Origin of the sequence: Azospirillum sp. TSO35-2, assembly GCF_003116095.1 — a bacterium.
Taxonomy (GTDB): Bacteria; Pseudomonadota; Alphaproteobacteria; order Azospirillales; family Azospirillaceae; genus Azospirillum.
Window position 1 is genome coordinate 121,883 of sequence record NZ_LGRA01000022.1, and the last position, 17,480, is coordinate 139,362.

11 protein-coding genes are annotated in these 17,480 nt (G+C 70.4%); 5 read left to right on the forward strand and 6 right to left on the reverse strand.

What is annotated here, in order from left to right; all coding sequences use genetic code 11:
* Nucleotides 1-11: 11 nt before the first annotated feature.
* Genes TSO352_RS30485 through TSO352_RS30495 form a run of 3 tightly spaced genes read right to left on the reverse strand, consistent with a single transcriptional unit; the run spans nucleotide 12 to nucleotide 7,194 of the window.
* A complete protein-coding gene (locus TSO352_RS30485; RefSeq protein WP_109111043.1) occupies nucleotides 12-668 on the reverse strand; it encodes a response regulator in 657 nt (218 codons plus the stop codon).
* Complete coding sequence (locus tag TSO352_RS30490) at nucleotides 665-2,173, reverse strand: response regulator (protein WP_109111044.1); 1,509 nt, start codon at nucleotides 2,171-2,173, stop codon at nucleotides 665-667. Before TSO352_RS30490 ends, TSO352_RS30485 begins: the two co-directional genes overlap by 4 nt.
* Nucleotides 2,170-7,194 (reverse strand): AAA family ATPase, encoded by a 5,025-nt coding sequence (locus TSO352_RS30495; protein WP_109111045.1) that lies wholly within the window; start codon nucleotides 7,192-7,194, stop codon nucleotides 2,170-2,172. The genes TSO352_RS30490 and TSO352_RS30495 overlap by 4 nt, the downstream gene beginning before the upstream one ends.
* A gap of 224 nt (nucleotides 7,195-7,418) precedes the next feature.
* Between TSO352_RS30495 and TSO352_RS30500 the strand changes: the two genes are divergently transcribed.
* On the forward strand, nucleotides 7,419-9,080 hold the full coding sequence (locus TSO352_RS30500) for an FAD-dependent oxidoreductase (RefSeq protein ID WP_109111046.1): 1,662 nt from the start codon (nucleotides 7,419-7,421) through the stop codon (nucleotides 9,078-9,080).
* On the opposite strand, the gene TSO352_RS30505 is transcribed toward TSO352_RS30500, so the two are convergent.
* Both TSO352_RS30505 and TSO352_RS33345 read right to left on the reverse strand, forming a co-directional pair.
* Nucleotides 9,077-10,858 carry a hypothetical protein gene (locus tag TSO352_RS30505; protein ID WP_109111047.1) on the reverse strand — a complete coding sequence of 594 codons (1,782 nt, stop codon included), beginning with the start codon at nucleotides 10,856-10,858 and terminating at the stop codon, nucleotides 9,077-9,079. The two genes, TSO352_RS30500 and TSO352_RS30505, sit on opposite strands and share 4 nt — an antisense overlap.
* 39 nt (nucleotides 10,859-10,897) lie before the next feature.
* Nucleotides 10,898-11,038 (reverse strand): hypothetical protein, encoded by a 141-nt coding sequence (locus TSO352_RS33345; protein WP_158284643.1) that lies wholly within the window; start codon nucleotides 11,036-11,038, stop codon nucleotides 10,898-10,900.
* A 310-nt stretch (nucleotides 11,039-11,348) separates the two neighbouring features.
* Between TSO352_RS33345 and TSO352_RS30510 the strand changes: the two genes are divergently transcribed.
* Genes TSO352_RS30510 through TSO352_RS30525 form a run of 4 tightly spaced genes read left to right on the forward strand, consistent with a single transcriptional unit; the run spans nucleotide 11,349 to nucleotide 15,191 of the window.
* Nucleotides 11,349-12,353 (forward strand): sulfate ABC transporter substrate-binding protein, encoded by a 1,005-nt coding sequence (locus tag TSO352_RS30510; protein WP_109111048.1) that lies wholly within the window; start codon nucleotides 11,349-11,351, stop codon nucleotides 12,351-12,353.
* A gap of 51 nt (nucleotides 12,354-12,404) precedes the next feature.
* Nucleotides 12,405-13,274 carry a sulfate ABC transporter permease subunit CysT gene (cysT, locus tag TSO352_RS30515; protein WP_199231814.1) on the forward strand — a complete coding sequence of 290 codons (870 nt, stop codon included), beginning with the start codon at nucleotides 12,405-12,407 and terminating at the stop codon, nucleotides 13,272-13,274.
* The gene (gene cysW, locus TSO352_RS30520) at nucleotides 13,264-14,121 is read left to right on the forward strand and encodes a sulfate ABC transporter permease subunit CysW (protein ID WP_109111049.1); all 858 of its coding nucleotides are present in this window, start codon (nucleotides 13,264-13,266) and stop codon (nucleotides 14,119-14,121) included. The genes cysT and cysW overlap by 11 nt, the downstream gene beginning before the upstream one ends.
* Nucleotides 14,122-14,153: 32 nt before the next feature.
* Nucleotides 14,154-15,191 carry a sulfate ABC transporter ATP-binding protein gene (locus tag TSO352_RS30525; RefSeq protein WP_109111050.1) on the forward strand — a complete coding sequence of 346 codons (1,038 nt, stop codon included), beginning with the start codon at nucleotides 14,154-14,156 and terminating at the stop codon, nucleotides 15,189-15,191.
* A 21-nt stretch (nucleotides 15,192-15,212) separates the two neighbouring features.
* On the opposite strand, the gene TSO352_RS30530 is transcribed toward TSO352_RS30525, so the two are convergent.
* Nucleotides 15,213-16,928: a monovalent cation:proton antiporter-2 (CPA2) family protein gene (locus TSO352_RS30530; RefSeq protein WP_109111051.1), complete on the reverse strand. Its 1,716-nt coding sequence runs from the start codon at nucleotides 16,926-16,928 to the stop codon at nucleotides 15,213-15,215.
* Between the last annotated feature and the right edge of the window lie 552 nt (nucleotides 16,929-17,480).

Sequence of the window (17,480 nt, forward strand, 5' to 3'; positions counted from 1 at the left end):
GGCGGGAGCGCTCAGGCGGTGTGCTCGGCCTCCAGGCCGAGGCTGTCGACGATGCGGACCAGTTCGACCACCGACTGGACCGCCATCTTGCGCATCGCCTGGCCGCGGTGAAGCTTTACCGTGGCCTCGCTCAGCCCCAGGTCGCCGGCGATCTGCTTGTTGCGCCGGCCCGACACCACCAGCAGGGTGACCTCGCGTTCCCGCGCCGTCAGGGTTTCGAAGCGGGCGCGCTGGCTGACCAGACCGCGCTCCTGGCAGCGCCGCTCGCGATGCTTGGCGATGGCGGCCTGGATCGCGTCCAGCAGCTCCTGGTGATGGACCGGCTTGGTCAGGAACTCGAACGCGCCGGCCTTCATGGCGCGGACCGACATCGGCACGTCGGCGTGCCCGCTGATGAAGATGACGGGCAGGGCGTCCTTGGTCTTCGCCAGTTCAGCGTGGAAATCCATGCCGCTGCGGCCGGGCAGCCGCACGTCGAGCACCATGCAGCCGATCCCGATCGCCGGCTGGGCGTCGAGGTAATGCTGCACCGACGCGAAGCTGCGGCCGCGCAGCCCCACCGAGTCCAGCAGCCCTTCCAGCGCCTCGCGCACCGCCTCGTCGTCGTCGATGATGACGACGGTCGCCGGCTCTTCAGCCTTCCCGGGGGCGGCCTTCGCGGCGATCATGCCGCCGCTCCCGGCGCGGCGACCGGCAGCACGAACTCGAACCGGCTGCCGCAGGGCTGCCGCGGCGCGGCGGTCAGTTGGCCGCCGTGAAGCTCGACGATCGACCGGCTGATCGACAGTCCCATGCCCAGACCCTTCGGCTTGGTGGTGAACAGTGCCTTGAAGATGGCTTCGGTGTCCGATTGCGCGATGCCGACGCCGGTGTCCTCCACGCTGACATGGATGCGACCGTCGCGGCTGCGGCTGGCGATGGTGATCCGGCGTTCCCGCTGCTCCAGTCCGGTCATCGCCTCGATGGCGTTCATCACCAGATTGAGGACGAGTTGCTGAAGCTGGACCCGGTCGCCATGAACCCAGGGGGAGCCCTTCAGCAGATTCGACGTCACCTCGACCTTCGCCCGTCGCAGCTCGGCCCGCACCAGCGTCAGCGTGTCGGTGATCAGCGCGTTCAGGTCGACCCAGCCGGGATCGGCCGGGGTGCGGCGGGCGAGCGCGTGGATGCTGCGGACGACGTCGCCGGCCCGCTGCGCGTCGCGGACGATCCGCTCCACCACCGTGCGGGTCTTCGCCAGATCGGGTTGCGGCCGCGACAGGTGCTGGAGGCAGGTGCCGGCGTTGGTGACGATGGCCATCAGCGGCTGGCTGACCTCGTGTGCGACGGCGGCGGCCAGCTCGCCCATCGTGGTGAGGCGGCCGACATGGGCCAGATCGGCCTGCGCTTGGCGCAACGCCTCCGCGATCTGGCGGCGCTGCGTCATGTCGCTGAACACCAGGACCGCGCCCGCCACCCCGCCGCGGTCGTCGATGATGACCGAGCAGCGCTCCTCCACCACGATCTCCGACCCGCTACGGGAGACCAGCGTCGACAGCCGTTCCGGCGGGGCGAGGTTGCCGGTGCGCAGGACCAGCGAGGCGAAAGTCTCCAGCCGCTCCCGGGTTTCCTCGTCGACGGCGGCGAAGACCGCGGCCAGCGGCTGGCCGACCGCCTCGACCGCCGACCAGCCGGTCATCGTCTCGGCGACCCGGTTCATGAAGTCGATGCGGGCGTGGTTGTCGCACAGGATGACGCCGTCGCGGATGCTGGCCAGCGTGGCGGCGTAGCGGCGTTCGCCCATCCGCAGCTTGGCGTCGCTGGCGTGCTTGTACAGCGCCATCTGGATGACGGTGCGCATCTGCGGCTCTTCGAACGGCTTCAGCAGATAGCCGAACGGCTCGGTCAGGCTGGCGCGGTGCACCGTCTCGTCGTTGGCATAGGCGGTCAGGAAGACGATCGGGATGTGATGCTGGTCGCGGATGCGGCGGGCGGCCTCGATGCCGTCCATCTCGCCGTCCAGGCGGATGTCCATCAGCACCAGATCGGGCTGCTGGCTGCCGGCGATGCGGATGGCGTCCTCACCGCTGGCGGACAGGCCGACCACGGTGTGGCCCATGCGCGCCAGCTGTTGCTGGATGTCGCGGGCAACGATGCGATCATCTTCAACGACGAGGATTCGCGCGCTGATCATGCTGTCCCTTGGCTGCGCCCCTTGAGCGGGAAGGTGACGGTGAACTCCGACCCCCTGGTCGAGACATAGCGCAGGGTTCCATGGAGTTGGTGCGTCAGGTCGGACACGAGCTGGAGCCCGACCGTGTCCACCGTATCGGCATCATACCCGTCCGGCAAGCCGGCGCCATCGTCCAGGACGGACAGCACGCACTGCCGGTCCACCGCGGACAGGGTAACCCGGACCGTTCCGGTCCGCCCGTGGGGAAAGGCGTGTTTCAGCGCGTTGGACACCAGTTCGTTGACGATCAGCCCGCAGGGCACGGCGCGATCGAGGTCGAGCTGGACGTCCTCCAGCTCGGTCACCAGACGCACGGTGCCGCCCTGCACGGCGTAGGCGCGCAGCAGGTGGGCGCAGACCGAGTCCAGGTGGGCCTTCATCGGAATGCGCGCGAAGTTGCCGAGCCGGTACAGGTTCTCGTGGACCAGCGCCATGGAGCGCACGCGGTCGCGGCTGTCGGCGAACAGGGCGGCCACCGCCTTGTCGGTGATTCGGCTGGCCTGGAGGTTGAGCAGGCTGGTGACCAGTTGCAGGTTGTTCTTCACCCGGTGATGGACCTCCTTCAGCAGGGCCTCCTTCTCCTCCAGGCTGGCGGTTTCCAGCGAGGTCGCCGCCTGCGAGCCGAGCAGCATCAGCACGTTGACCGAGGTCTGCGGGAAGGCGTGGGTGGCGAGGCCGTTTTCGAGATACAGCAGCCCGACCACCTTGCGCTGCCGGATCAGCGGCATGCACAGGATGGAGCGCGCGGTCGTCTCGCGGAAATACGGGTCGGCGGTGAAGGGCCCGGTCGCCCGGGTGTCGTCGACGATCACCGTCTCCTGCTCGCGGATCGCCACATGGATCATGGTGTGCGGCAGGGCGAGGCGGTCGATGTCCTCCTGGACCAGCCGCACGACCACCCCGTCCATGCCGGTGTTCGCCTCCGCCTCCACCCGCAGCCGGTCGCCCCGCGCCAGGATCAGCAGCCCGCGGCTGGCCCCGGCATGCTCCAGCACCAGCGTCAGCAGCGTCCGCGTCAGCTGCTCGACCCCCGCCTGGCCGGAGATCGCCTGCGAGGTTTCCAGCAGGGCCACCAGATCGACCCCCTCCAGGCTGCGGCTGTCGTCGGACGCCTCCTCCTCCGCCTGGCGGTCGGCGCGCAGCCAGGGGTGGCGCTTTTCCAACTGCCGGACCTTGGCGATGGCGCCCCAGCGTTCGTAACAGGTCCGCGCCTCGCGCAGATAGGCGTGCTCGATGGTGGGCAGGCCGCGGCTGCGGTGGAACGCGGCGCCCAGCTCGTAGGCCAGCGCCTCGATCTGGGGCAGGGCGTTGCGCCGGGCCGCCCGGATGGCGTGGTCGTAGCCGTGCATCGCCGCCTCGTTCCGCCCCTCGGTCCGGGCGATCTCGGCGCCGACCAGGGCGAAGCGGCTCTCGAAATTGTCCGGGCTGTTCTCGGCCCACACCCGGAGCTGTTCGGCATGGGCGGCCAGCGCGGCGGCGATGCCGGGCTTTTCCGCATCGGGGGCGGCGTCGTGCCGGGCGGCGCGGGCCAGCGCGGCGTGGACATGGAACTCCGCCATTTCGAAATGGCCGGACGAGGTCCAGAGCAGGGCTTCGGCCCGGTCGGCGGCCTCCGCCGCGGCGGCCATGTCGCCGGCGATGCAGCCGGCCTGCAGCCGGCGGATCCAGTACCAGCAGGTGGCGATGTCCAGGCTGCGGTTGGCCTGCAACCGGGTCTCGAAGGCCGCCGCGTCGAACCCGGCCCCGTCGAAGGAGCCCAGCTCCGAGGTCAGGCCGCGCAGCGAACGGATGAGCTGGATCTGGGTGGTCAGGATGTCGGCGCACAGGCCGAACTTGGCGTGGCGGACATGGGCGAGCCGGGCCTCCGCCGTGCGCTGGACCTGGGCCAGGAATTCGGCCGACGCCAGCATGCTGGTGATCAGCGTCACGCTGGTGAAGCCGCTGTAGGTGACGTCGCCGCTGTCGCGCGCCTCCTCGAACGCCCGCAGCAGCAGCGCCCGTTCGCTGCGGATGTCGCGGGTCCAGGGCACGACGTGGTAGGCGAAGGTCATCAGCACCCGCGCCCGGTAGCGGTTGCGGCCGTGACGCTCGACGAGGTCCAGCCCGAGCTTTCCGTAATGGTAGCCGGCGGCGTAGTCGCCGAAATAGGGCCCGGCGACCATGCCGAGATAGGCGAAGCCCAGGGCGGACGCGTCGCTGTTGCCGTCGGTCAGCGCGATGTTGGCCATGCGGCACAGGATCAGGCAGACGAGATGCGGGTCGCTGAAGAAGGCCGGCGGCAGGGCGGCGGCCAGCACGTCCAGCGTCGCGCGGCTGTCGGGATCGCTGGCGGCCGGAAGATCGACCAGCGATGCGATCGGCCGTTCGCCGATCAGGTCCCGCAGGCGGCCGTATTCCTGCAGGACCAGTTCGCAGGGCGGATGGGGCGGCCAGTGGACGCCGACATCCGCCAGATAGCCCAGGCAGACCTCGATCGCCCGGTCGCTGCGGTCGATGGCGGTGTAGACGGTGACCAGCAGCGAGACGATGGCGGCCTTCTCGACCGGGCATGCGGCGCGGCCGGACAGGTCGAGCAGGCGCTGTTCGGCCAGCGTCAGGTCGCCGCACAGGAACTCGCACTCCGCCCGCAGATGCTCCAGCGCGAAGGTCAGGCCGTGCTGGCGCTCCCACAGCCGGTCGTCCAGCAGCGCGAGGCCGGACAGGACATAGGCCAGCGCGGAGCGGTGGGCGCTGGCGGCCCGCGCCCGCCGTCCGGCGTCGAGGTAGAGGCCGGCGACCGCCTCCCGCTCGTCGCAATCGACGACCAGGGAGCCGCAGCGGTCGAACTGGCCGACCACCTCGAACAGCCGCTCGTCCGACGGGTCGGCGCCCAGGCTTCGCCGCAGGGCGCGGGCGATGTCCAGATGGCGGGCGGCCCGGCCGGCATCCGGCAGCAGGGCGTAGGCCCCCTCCTGCACCCGGTCGTGCAGGAAACGGTAGACACCGTCGGCGGACAGCAGCAGCCCTTCGCGCACGACTTCCGCCAGGGCGGCGTCGACGGCATAGGCCGGCAGCCCGCTGGCGAGGCTGAGCGTGGTCACCGGCACGCCGGTGCCGAGGCAGGCCAGGCAGGCCAGCAGATCCTGCGCCACCGGGGAAAAGCGGTCCAACCGGTCGGACATCAGCGTGTCGACGGTGTCGCCGAGCGGCTTTGCGGCGATGGCCGCCACGTCCCAATACCAGCGCCGGGTCAGCTCGTCGTGGTGGATCAGGCCCTCGCGGCCGAACGCTGTCAGCAATTGCACGGCGAAGAAGGCGTTGCCGCCGGTCCGCTCATGCAGGATGGCGGCGATCTCGGCGACCTCCTCCGGCGTCCGCAGCAGCGCGTCGGCGACGATTTCCTGCACGTCCTCGCGCCGCAGCGGCGCCAGCGTGAGCGCCACCGTGTCGATGGCCTGGCTGGCGGCTTGGCCGCCGTTGCGGATGCGCTGGAGCAGGGTCTGCAGGGGATGGGCCGGACCGACCTCGTCGTCGCGGTAGGCGCCGACCAGCAGCAGATAGGGCAGGCCGCCATCGGCGACCAGCCGGTCGAGCAGGTCGAGCGTCGCCCGGTCCAGCCATTGCAGGTCGTCGAGGACGAGGACCAGCGGGTGGTCGGGGGTGGCGAAGGCCTCCAGGAAGCGCCGGAACACGGTGTCGAAGCGGCTCTGCGCCTCCTGCGGCGGCAGGTCGGCCAGCGGCGGCGGGTCGCCGATCAGCCCGGCGAGGTCCGGGACCAGGGCGGTCATCAGGCGGCCGTTGACGCCGACGGCCTCGCGCAGGCGGCGCTGCCAGAACTCCTGGTCCAGGCCGCCGGACTCCAGCAGTTGCGCCAGCAGCCCGCGCAGGGCCTGGGCCAGCGTCGCGTAGGGCACGTCGCGCTTGCTCTGGTCGAACTTTCCGGCGGCGAACAGGCCGCGTGGGGGGATCACCGATTCCCGCAACGCCTGGATCAGCGAGGATTTTCCCACGCCGGAGGGGCCGGCGATCAGGACCACCCCCATGCGCCCCTGCTCCGCCACGCCGCGGAAGGCGCTTTCCAGCGCGGCGACGGGCTGCTCCCGGCCATGGAGCCGGGCCGGTGGGCCGAGCCGGTCCGGCCGGTCGCGCCGGCCGATGGGGAAGGGCTCGATCCGGCCGGCGGCCTCCCACTCCCGCAGGCAGCGGAGCAGGTCGTGGGCCACGCCGTCGGCGGTCTGGTAACGGTCCTCCGCCGTCTTGGCGAGCAGCTTCAGGATGATGGCGCCGACCGCCGGCGGTACATCGGGGTTGCGGACGTCGGGGGCCACCGGCGTCCGGGCCAGATGACTGTGGACCAGTTCCATGGGATCGCGGGCGCCGAAGGGCACCTGTCCGGTGAACAGCTCGTACAGCGTGGCGCCGAGGGAGTAGAGGTCGCTGCGGTGGTCGACCGGGCGGTTCATGCGCCCGGTCTGTTCCGGCGCCATGTAGGCCAGCGTGCCGGTCGGCTCGTCAGGCTCGGCCGGTGCGGGTTGCCGCAGCGCCGTCATGGTGGCGGAGCCGAACCCGGTCAGCCGCACCCGATCGGCCTCGCCCACCAGGATGTTGGACGGCCGGAGGTCGCGGTGGACCAGCCCGCGCGCGTGCATGCGGCCGACGGCCTGCGCCATCCCGACCGCGATCCGCAGCCGGTGCGACAGCGACTGGTCGGGCAGGGTGCCCAACGGACGGCCGCCGGGGTCGCCGAGCGTCAGGGCTTCGACGCCGCGATGCCGGACCAGATCCAGCGGCTTGACCGCCCAGGCGGGATCGAGCCGGGCGGCGAGGGCGTGCTCGTGGCGCAACCGGCGCACGCCGCCCGCCGTCCGCTCCTCCGGCCCCGGCGCCCGGATCAGCAGCGAAAACGGCCGTCCGGGCCGCTTGGCCCGCATCAACACGGTGTCGCCATCGTCGGTCAGCGTCTCGATGGCGAAATCCGGAAAATGGCTCGCGGTTGCGCTCATGCGTCGACGACCTTTCCACCCGCGGAACCGCGGTTCATTCGACGCCGATGCTGCCACAGGGGGGACCGGCCCGCCACCCGCGCCGGTGCCCGCTCCGACGGCTTGGGTCAAGAACAGACAAAAACGGCGCGGGTGTTCAAGACCATGCGCCCGCCGACTTGCGATGGAGTGGGTGGCCCATCAGATCCCGTCGCCCAGCCTGTGAACCAGCCTGCGAGGATGCCATGAGCGTGATCGAGACGCGCCGACAGCAGATGTTCCCGACGCTCGCGCCCGCGCAGATGGCGGTGGCCCGGCGCTTCGCCAGCGCGGAGCCCCGGCGCTTCGCCCCGGGCGAGGCGGTGTACCAGGTCGGCGACCGCAACCCGCCGGCCTGGTTCGTCCAGGACGGGTCGATCGAGACGGTGCGTCGCAACGGGCTGGGGCGCGAGGGCACGATCGCAGCCGTCGGCCCCGGTCAGTTCACCGGCGAACTCAACCAGATCGGCGGGCGGGCGTCGCTGGCGGCGGCGACCGCCGGACCCGATGGCTGCGTCGCCTTCCCCTGCGACGCCGCCCATCTGCGCGCCCTGCTGATCGGGTCGGCCGACATCGGCGAGACGGTGATGCGCGCGCTGATCCTGCGCCGGGTCAGCCTGCTGGAGGAGGCGGAGTCGGGGTCGGTGCTGGTCGGCCGGTCCAGCGCGCCCGACCTCGTCCGCCTGCAGGGTTTCCTGGCGCGCAACGGCTATCCCTGCTTCGTCCTCGATCCGGAGCGCGACGCCGAGGCCCGGGATCTGGTCGAGCGGTCGGCGGTGGCGGAGGGCGACCTGCCGCTGTTGATCTGCCCCGACGGCACCACGCTGCGCTGCCCCAGCAACGCCGAGGCCGGCATCGCGCTCGGCATGACACCCGTCTTGAGTCCCGACACGCTGTATGACGTCGCGGTGGTCGGCGCCGGGCCGGCCGGGCTGGCGACCGCGGTCTACGCGGCGTCGGAGGGGCTGTCGGTCCTCGTCCTCGACAGCCGGGCGATCGGCGGGCAGGCGGGGGCCTCCGCCCGGATCGAGAACTATCTGGGCTTTCCCACCGGCATCTCGGGGCAGGCGCTTGCCGGTCGTGCCTTCAACCAGGCGCAGAAGTTCGGCGCCGAGCTGGCGATCCCGGTCGAGGTCGCGGACATCGGCTGCGACGACGGCCCGCCGTTCCTCCTGCACCATGGCGACGGCGGCGTCCTTCGGGCGCGCACGGTGGTGATCGCGTCCGGCGCGCTCTACCGGCGGCCCGACATCCCGGCGCTGGCGGCGTTCGAAGGGGCGGGCGTGTCCTATTGGGCCTCCCCCATCGAGGCGAAGCTCTGCGCCGGGCAGGAGGTCGTGCTGGTCGGCGGCGGGAATTCCGCCGGGCAGGCGGTCGTCTTCCTCGCCCCCTATGTGAAGCGGCTGCATCTGGTCGTGCGCGGCGCCGGGCTGGAGGCGTCGATGTCGCGCTACCTGATCGACCGCATCGCGGCGTTGCCGAACGTCGAGATGCACACCCACACCGAGATCGCCGACCTCGACGGCGACCGGGAGGGGCTGAGCGGGGTCACGCTGCGCCAGCGGCAGACCGGGGCGACCGGCCGTCTGGCGGTCGGCCACCTGTTCCTGTTCATCGGCGCCCAGCCCAACACCCGATGGCTGCGGGACTGCGTCGCGCTGGACGGGAAGGGTTTCGTGCTGACCGGTGCCGCGGCGGCGGGGCCGACCGATGGTGCCGCGACGCGCCATCCGCTGGAAACCAGCCGGGCCGGCGTGTTCGCCGTCGGCGACGTCCGGGCCGGTTCGACCAAGCGCGTGGCGGCGGCGGTCGGCGAGGGCGCCGCGGTCGTTGCCCAGATCCATGATGCCCTGTCCCGCGCGCCTTAATCGATAACGGGTCCGGGCGTGTCTCCGGCTTCGGCCGCCCAGCGCCGCCACCGCGCGACGCAGCGGTCGCGCCATGCCGCCGCGCCGGCGTCGAAGGCGGCGGCGAAGCTCCAATAGCCGATCTGGAAGGCGAGGTAGCAAGGCAGGCAGAACGCCACCAGCCGGCGGTCGAGCGGCGTGGCCCGGCCGACCGCCTCGCACAGCGCGGCGGCCTGCTGCGCCGACAGCTCCCACTCCACGATGGCGCCGGCGACGTCCCAGGCGATGTCCTGGCAGCCGATCAGGTCGTGCGCCGCTGCGTGGTCGAGCGCGTCGGTCTTCAGCAGACGGCCGTCCGGCAGTCGCAGCCACTCCCAGCGGTGGAGCCGGTTGTCGGTGACGACGCGGCGGACCCCGGCGGCGAGACGGTCGAGGCGCTCGGGGGTCCAGCGTTCCAGCGGCATGGTTGCCGCCTCTCCCAGGGCTTCGGCGATGTTGGTGCGGGCCATCGCCAGCAGGTCGGACAGACCGGCGCCGGAGGCGGGCGGTGCCGGGAAGCTTCGGGCGCGGAAGGCGAGATAGCCGGCCAGCCGGTCGATCGCGTCCGTTGTCGTCTCCGTCAGGGGACGGGCGCCTTCCAGCCAGCGCTCCGCCAGGATGCCGTGGCGCAGCGCCATCGGTTCCGCGGTGAAGCCCGCTTCGAACAGAGCGCGGGCGCGGACCAGCGCGTCGGTGCCGGCCTGGCCGAGTCCGACGAATTTCAGCAGCCACGATCCGCTGGCGGTGCGCAGCAGGAACTTGCGACGCTCCTGCTGCGGGTGGGTGGGCGGCCACGCCGCCGGTTCGTCACTCCGCATCGCCCGCCATCCCCCGCCCGACAGGTCGCGCAGCGGGGTGAGCGGTGGGCCGAGCCGATCCTCGAACCAGCGTTCAAGCGGCGGCACCGGGCCGTCGGGGCCAAGGGCCAGGGCGTCGAACGGCACCACCGGCCGCCGCGCCGCGGCCCAGCGCCGCCGGTGCCGCTCGGACGCCTGCGGGCCGAGGTCGCCACCGTGGCCGGGCAGGAAGGCGATGCGGTCGGCCGGCACCCCCTGCGCCTCCAGCCAATCGGCAACGGCGCCGAAGGAACTGCCGGACAAACCCGGCCCCTCATCGACGATCACGTAGGCGGCGGTCCGGTCGGCCAGCAGTTCGGCGCGCAGCCGCGGCGACACCCGCAATTCGCGGCGGAACGGATGGCCGGTCGGGCGGAGGGTGACGGGCGGGCCGGCGTCCAGGGCGACCGCCGCCATCGCCGCGAGCCCGGTGCCGATGCTGCGCAGGCCGATGACCACCGCCCGCTCCGCAATGCGGGACGGCAGCCGCCGCGCCGATTCCAGGTAGGCTTCGGGATAGAGGCTGTAGAAGGCGTACCCCTCGGCCCGGCGCATGCGGACCGTGGCGGGCAGGGGCAGGGCGGACAGCCGCTCCAGCGCCTCCCTCACCGGCTCCACCGGATCGATGGCGGCGGTCCCAGCGGAGGCGAGCGAGGCCCAGGACGTCGCCACCCGGCGGGCGAACGTCATCACCACCGCCATCGCCGCGTCTTGCACCGCGGTGCGGTCGTCCTCGCCGGATGACTCGAACTCCCGGTCGGCGAGGCCCTGGGCCAGTTCGGCCGCCGCGATGAACAACGTCACCAGGGCGCCGTGGCGCTCCAGCGGCTGTTGCGCGGTGTCGACACCACCGAGGCCGTCGGTGATCAGCGCGATTCGCCGCCGCGGATCCTCGCAGCGCTCAAGGTCGCCATAGACCAGCATCGCCTGCTCCGCCCCGACGGCGGTCCGATCCCCGCGCCGTCACCAGGTCGGGAAGAACATGACGAGCAGCACCAGCAGCGCGAACAGCCCGAGAATCCACCACATGACGCTGCGGCCGAGCCCGCGCGAGGTGCCGGCTTTCGGGAGTTCACTGCCTACTTTCCGGAAGGGACCGGCCATGGTGCGTCTGCTCCTGCATGTACATCGACACCAGCTTCAACAGGCGGCTGCCCAAAGCGTTGCAGCACCCGGCCGCAGTCGCCCATTCGACGGGGGCCGGCCGGGAAGCGGGCTTTCGGGAGCGAGCGTGATCATTTCGCTTTAACGCCAACGGGTTGACCGACCGGCGATGCATTCGCCGCCGACGGGCGTAAAAAACACTTCCCAAGCGCGGCGGCAATCGGCAATCTCTACAAATGAAATAGAAAAAATTCCCGACTTATAACTGGAAAATTGGTGTTAATCCGGAACCGACGAAGGAACCCCTGCCATGTCGCTTCGCCGCCTTTCCATCCTTGCCGCCGGGCTGACGCTGGCCTGGCTGGGTGTCGCCGCCGCCGACTCGCGTGACGCGCTGCTCAACGTCTCGTACGACCCGACGCGGGAACTCTACGTCGATTTCAACAAGACCTTCGCCAAGCATTGGCAGAGCGAAACCGGCAACACCCTGAACGTCCGGCAATCGCACGGCGGGTCGGGCAAGCAGGCGCGTTCGGTGATCGACGGGCTGGACGCCGACGTGGTGACGCTGGCGCTGGGATACGACATCGACGCCATCGCCGACGCCGGCCTGCTGCCGAAGAACTGGCAGAGCCGGCTGCCCTACAACAGCTCGCCCTACACCTCGACCATCGTGTTCCTGGTGCGCAAGGGCAACCCGAAGGCCATCAAGGACTGGGGCGATCTGGTCAAGCCGGCTGTCCAGGTCATCACGCCGAACCCGAAGACCTCCGGCGGCGCCCGCTGGAACTATCTGGCCGCCTGGGCCTACGCGCTCCAGGCCAACGGCGGCGACGAGGCGAAGGCCAAGGACTTCATCACCCGCCTGTTCAAGAATGTCCCGGTGCTGGACAGCGGCGCCCGCGGCGCCACCGTGACCTTCACCCAGCGCGAACTGGGCGACGTGCTGCTGGCCTGGGAAAACGAGGCGTACCTGTCGCTCCAGGAGTTCGGCGCCGACAAGTTCGAGATCGTGGTGCCCAGCCTGTCGATCCTGGCGGAGCCGCCGGTCGCCGTCGTGGACAAGGTCGTCGACCGCAAGGGAACACGCAAGGTCGCCGAGGCCTATCTCCAATTCCTCTACACCCGCGAGGGCCAGGAGATCGCTGCGAAAAACTACTACCGCCCGCGCCTGCCGGAGCTGGCGACCCAGTATGCGGGACGCTTCGCCGATGTTAAGCTCGTGACGATCGAACAGTTCGGGGGCTGGCGTGCGGCGCAGGAGAAGCATTTCTCGGACGGTGGCGTCTTCGACCAGATCTTCCAGGGCCGCTGACGGATGGCCGACGCCTCCTCTCCCGCCACCCGTGCCGCGACGGAGGGCATGATGACGGTGATCAACGCCCCGGCCACCGCTCTCAGGCAGCCCTTCTTCAAGAAGCCCAGCATCCTGCCGGGCTTCGGCCTGACGCTGGGCTTCACCCTCAGCTACCTCGGCGTCCTCGTGCTGCTGCCGCTGGCGGCGCTGGTGGTCAAGGCGGGTGGGCTGGGCTGGGTCGGCTTCTGGACCGCGGTGACCTCGCCGCGGGTGCTGGCGGCTTTCCAGGTCAGCTTCGGCCTGTCCTTCGTCGCCGCGCTGGTCAACGCCGTCTTCGGCTTTCTGGTCGCCTGGGTGCTGGTGCGCTACGACTTCCCCGGCCGGCGGCTGGTCGACGCCCTGGTCGACCTGCCCTTCGCCCTGCCGACCGCGGTGGCCGGCATCGCGCTGAGCGCGCTCTACGCCCCGAACGGCTGGGTCGGCAAGCCGCTGAACGACCTGTTCGGGCTGAAGGTCGCCTTCACCCCGATCGGCATCGCGGTGGCGCTGACCTTCATCGGCCTGCCTTTCGTCGTCCGCACGGTGCAGCCGATCCTGCAGGACCTGCCGCCGGAGGAGGAGGAGGCCGCGGCCTCGCTCGGCGCGTCGCGCCTGCAGACCTTCTTCAGCGTGATCATGCCGGCGCTTCTGCCGGCGCTGGTGACGGGGTTCGCGCTGTCCTTCGCCCGCGGCGTCGGCGAATACGGGTCAGTCATCTTCATCGCCGGCAACATGCCCGGCCTGACCGAGATCCTGCCTCTGCTGATCGTCATCAAGCTGGAGCAGTATGATTATGTGGGCTCCGCGGCGGTCGGCACCGCCATGCTGCTGGTGTCCTTCCTCATGCTGCTGGTCCTCAACCTCCTGCAACAGTGGATGAGGTCGCGTCATGCCCGCTGACAACACATCCGCCTCATCGGCGCGCAGTGAGTCGGCCTGGGTCCGCTGGACGCTGATCGGCGGGGCGCTGCTGTTCCTGGCGCTGTTCCTGCTGTTGCCGCTGGTCGTGGTGTTCGCCGAGGCGCTGCGGCGCGGCGTCGATGCCTATTGGACGGCATTGACCGAGCCGGACGCGGTCGCCGCGATCCAGCTGACGCTGACCGTCGCCGCCATCGCCGTGCCGGCCAACCTGCTGTTCGGCGTCGCCGCCTCCTGGTGCATCGCCAAGTTCGACTTCCGCGGCAAGAATCTGCTGATCACCCTGATCGACCTGCCGTTTTCGGTGTCGCCGGTGGTGTCGGGCCTGATCTATGTCCTGCTGTTCGGCATGAACGGGCTGTTCGGCCCCTATCTCCGCTCGCACGGGATCCAGATCATCTTCGCCGTGCCGGGCCTGGTGCTCGCCACCATCTTCGTCACCTTCCCCTTCGTCGCGCGCGAACTGATCCCGCTGATGGAGGAACAGGGCTCCGACGAGGAGGAGGCGGCGCTGGTGCTGGGCGCATCGGGCTGGCAGACCTTCTGGCGGGTGACGATTCCCAACATCAAATGGGGCCTGCTCTACGGCGTGCTGCTGTGCAACGCCCGCGCGATGGGCGAGTTCGGCGCGGTGTCCGTCGTCTCCGGCCACATCCGGGGCGAGACCAACACCATGCCGCTGCACGTCGAGATCCTTTACAACGAGTATAATTTCGTCGCCGCCTTCGCGGTCGCCTCGCTGCTCGCCATGCTGGCTCTCGTCACGCTGGTCGTGAAATCGGCGTTGGAATGGCGCTTCGGGGACGAATTGGCGGCGACCCGGCACTGACCGCCGGACAAGGGGAGAGGGACTGAGGGTCTATGGCCATCCAGGTTTCAGGCATCACCAAGCGTTTCGGCGAATTCACCGCGCTCGACGCGGTCGATCTGGAGGTGAAGTCCGGCGAGCTTCTGGCTCTGCTCGGCCCGTCCGGGTCGGGCAAGACCACGCTGCTGCGGATCATGGCCGGGCTGGAAGGCCCGGATGCCGGCAGCCTGCACCTGAACGGGGAGGAGGCGCTGGGGCTGAAGCCGCGTGACCGGCAGGTCGGCTTCGTCTTCCAGCATTACGCCCTGTTCCGCCACATGACGGTGTTTGACAACGTCGCCTTCGGGCTGAAGGTGCGGCCGCGCGGCCAGCGTCCGGGCGCGGCCGAGATGCGGCGGCGCGTCACCGAACTTCTGGAACTGGTGCAACTCGCCCCCTTCGGCAGCCGCTATCCGGCGCAGCTGTCAGGCGGCCAGCGGCAGCGCGTCGCGCTGGCCCGTGCGCTCGCCATCGAACCGAAGGTGCTGCTGCTGGACGAGCCGTTCGGCGCGCTTGACGCCAAGGTGCGCAAGGAACTGCGGCGCTGGCTGCGCAAGCTGCACGATGACATCCACATCACCTCGGTCTTCGTCACCCACGACCAGGAGGAGGCGTTGGAACTGGCCGACCGTGTGGTGGTGATGAATCAGGGCCGCATCGAGCAGATCGGCACGCCGGCCGACGTCTACGACCATCCGGCCTCGGCCTTCGTCTACGAATTCCTCGGGCAGGTGAACCGCTTCGACTGCATGGTGGAGGGCGGGATCGCCCGGGTCGGCAACGGCACCCTGGCGATTCCGACCGAAGGCGGTGTCCAGGGGCCGGCGGTCGCCTATGTCCGGCCGCACGACCTCGGCGTCAGTCCGGCGACCGGCGGGCCGGGGCGGATCGCCGGCATCCACGTCGTCGGTCCCGATGCGCGGATCGAGATCGACCTCGCCGGTCTGGCGCTGGAGGCGGAGATGGACCGCGAACGTCTGGCGACGCTCGGCATCGTCGCCGGCGACCGCTGCTCCGTCCACATCGACCGCGCGCGGGTGTTCGCCCGCTAGCCTCTGCCCGGTGGCGACGGGTCAGTCGGCCTTCGCCGCCTCGACCTCCGGATCGGCCTCGGCGAGGGCGCCGTAATTGCCTTCGCGGTAGGCTTTCAGGCTGCTGTCGACCGCGGCGGCCTCGACCCCGGCGCTGCGCAGCACCAGGCCGGCCAGTTGCAGGCTGGCCTCCATGGTTTCCGGCACGATGGCGCTGGCGCCGGCTCCGGCCAATGCGGCGCTCTGACCCAGGTCATGGGCGCGGGCGATGATCGGCAGCGAGGGGGCGGCGGTGTGGATCGCCTCGACCGCGCGGTGGGCGGCGTCGGGCCGGTTCAGCGTGATGACGGCGGCACGCGCCCGTTCGATGCCGGCGGCGCGCAGCACGCTGCCCTGGCTGGCGTCGCCGTAATAGACCGGCAGCCCATCCTGGCGCGCCGCCGCGATGCGCTGCGGTTCGAGATCGAGGGCGACATAGGCGATGTCATGCGCGGTCAGCAGCCGGGCAACCGCCTTGCCGACGCGGCCATAGCCGGCGATCAGCACGTGGCTTTTCAGGTCGCTGGTCTCGATGCCGAAGGCTTCGGCGCCCTTCCGCGCCTCGATCGCCTGGGCCAGCCGCTGCGCGACGGCACCCAGCGCCGGCGTCACCGCCATGCTGAGCGCCACCGACGACGACAGCAGCAGGCCGGTGCGCGCGTCCAGCACCGACAGGCCGATCGCCTTGCCGATCAGGACGAAGGCGAACTCACCGCCCTGCGACAGCAGCAGCCCGATCCGCAGCGAGGTCGCCAGCCCGAGCCCCGACAGCCGGCACAGCAGGAACAGCAGCAGGCTCTTGCCGACCAGCAGCGCGACGGTCAGCGCGGCGATGGTCCGCGCCTCGTCCGCCATCGCCGGCAGGTCCAGCGTCATGCCGACCGTCATGAAGAACAGACCGAGCAGCAGGCCGCGGAACGGCTCGATGTCGGCCTCCACCTGGTGGCGGTAGGCGGTGTCGGCCAGCAGCATGCCGGCCAGGAAGGCGCCCAGCGCCATCGACATGCCGGCCTGCGCCGTCAGCCAGCCGACCGCCAGCACGACGAACAGGTTGGTCGCCGTGAACAGTTCGGGGTTGCCGGCCGACGCGATGAAACGGTAGGCCGGCCGGACGACGAAACGGCCGAGCAGCATGATGACCAGGATCGCCGCCACCGCCTTCGCCGCGGCCAGCGCCAGTGCGAGCGGGATGCTGGCCTCCGGATCGGCCAGCAGCGGCAGCAGGGTCAGCAGCGGCACCACCGCCAGATCCTGGAAGATCAGCACGGCGACGGAGATGCGGCCGAAACGGGCCACCGTCTCGCCCCGCTCGACCAGCAGCTTCAGCACGGTGGCGGTGGAGGAGAAGGCCAGCATGCCGCCGACGATCAGCGATGCCTCGGCCGACAGTCCAAGCCCCCAGGCGGCAAGGCCGATGGCGGCGCTGCTCAGCCCGACCTGCATCAGCCCCAGCCCGAAGATGTAATGCCGCATGGCGCGCAGCCGCGCGATCGGCAGTTCCAGGCCGATGGCGAACAGCAGGAAGACGACGCCGAACTCCGACAGGATCTGCGGCAGCTCCAGGTCGACGACCGGTCCCGGGGTGTGCGGCCCCAGCAGCGCACCGGCCACCAGATAGCCCAGCACCGCCGGGATGCGCAGCGCCTGGAACAGCGGCACGACGACGATCGCCGCCAGCAGCAGGAACAGGACGTCGAGCAGAAGGGTGGGGTCGTGCATGGCCGGTTCGATCGTGGGCAGGGCAGGGGCGGGCCGCCACTGTATGGTCCGCCGCTCCCGCTCCCCGCAAGCAATGCGGGCGTCGTGGGGTGAAAAATGTCTCGCCCGTGGACCGGGAGCGCGGCTGGGGGCAAAAACACGACAGGGCGCGTTTTCCTCTGGACGGCCGGTCGGCGGCTGCGTATACACCCGCCCCTCAGCCGACGGCGGCGCCCGACAGGGATGGCAGCCACGGTTGTGAGGTCCCGAAAGATCGGGGTGGGTGCTTCCAAAGTTCAGTTGCGTCGCCGATGCTTCGGTGGCGCCGGCCGAAAAAAGGGCTTGACCCTGTCGACCGAAAGAGCTAGAAAAGATGCCTGCCAGCGCGAACCGGTCGGTTTGCGCTCCTCCGATCTTCAAATAACGACGCATCAGGCCGGTTCACCGGACGATGATTTGTCGTGATCGGGATGGTTCTTGGACATTGTTGATCGTGAAGTCGAGAAGGGATGCGCAGGCGGCGGTTGTTGGTAACCGTTGCGGCCTTTGGGTGTTGGTTTCCGGTTGGGGATT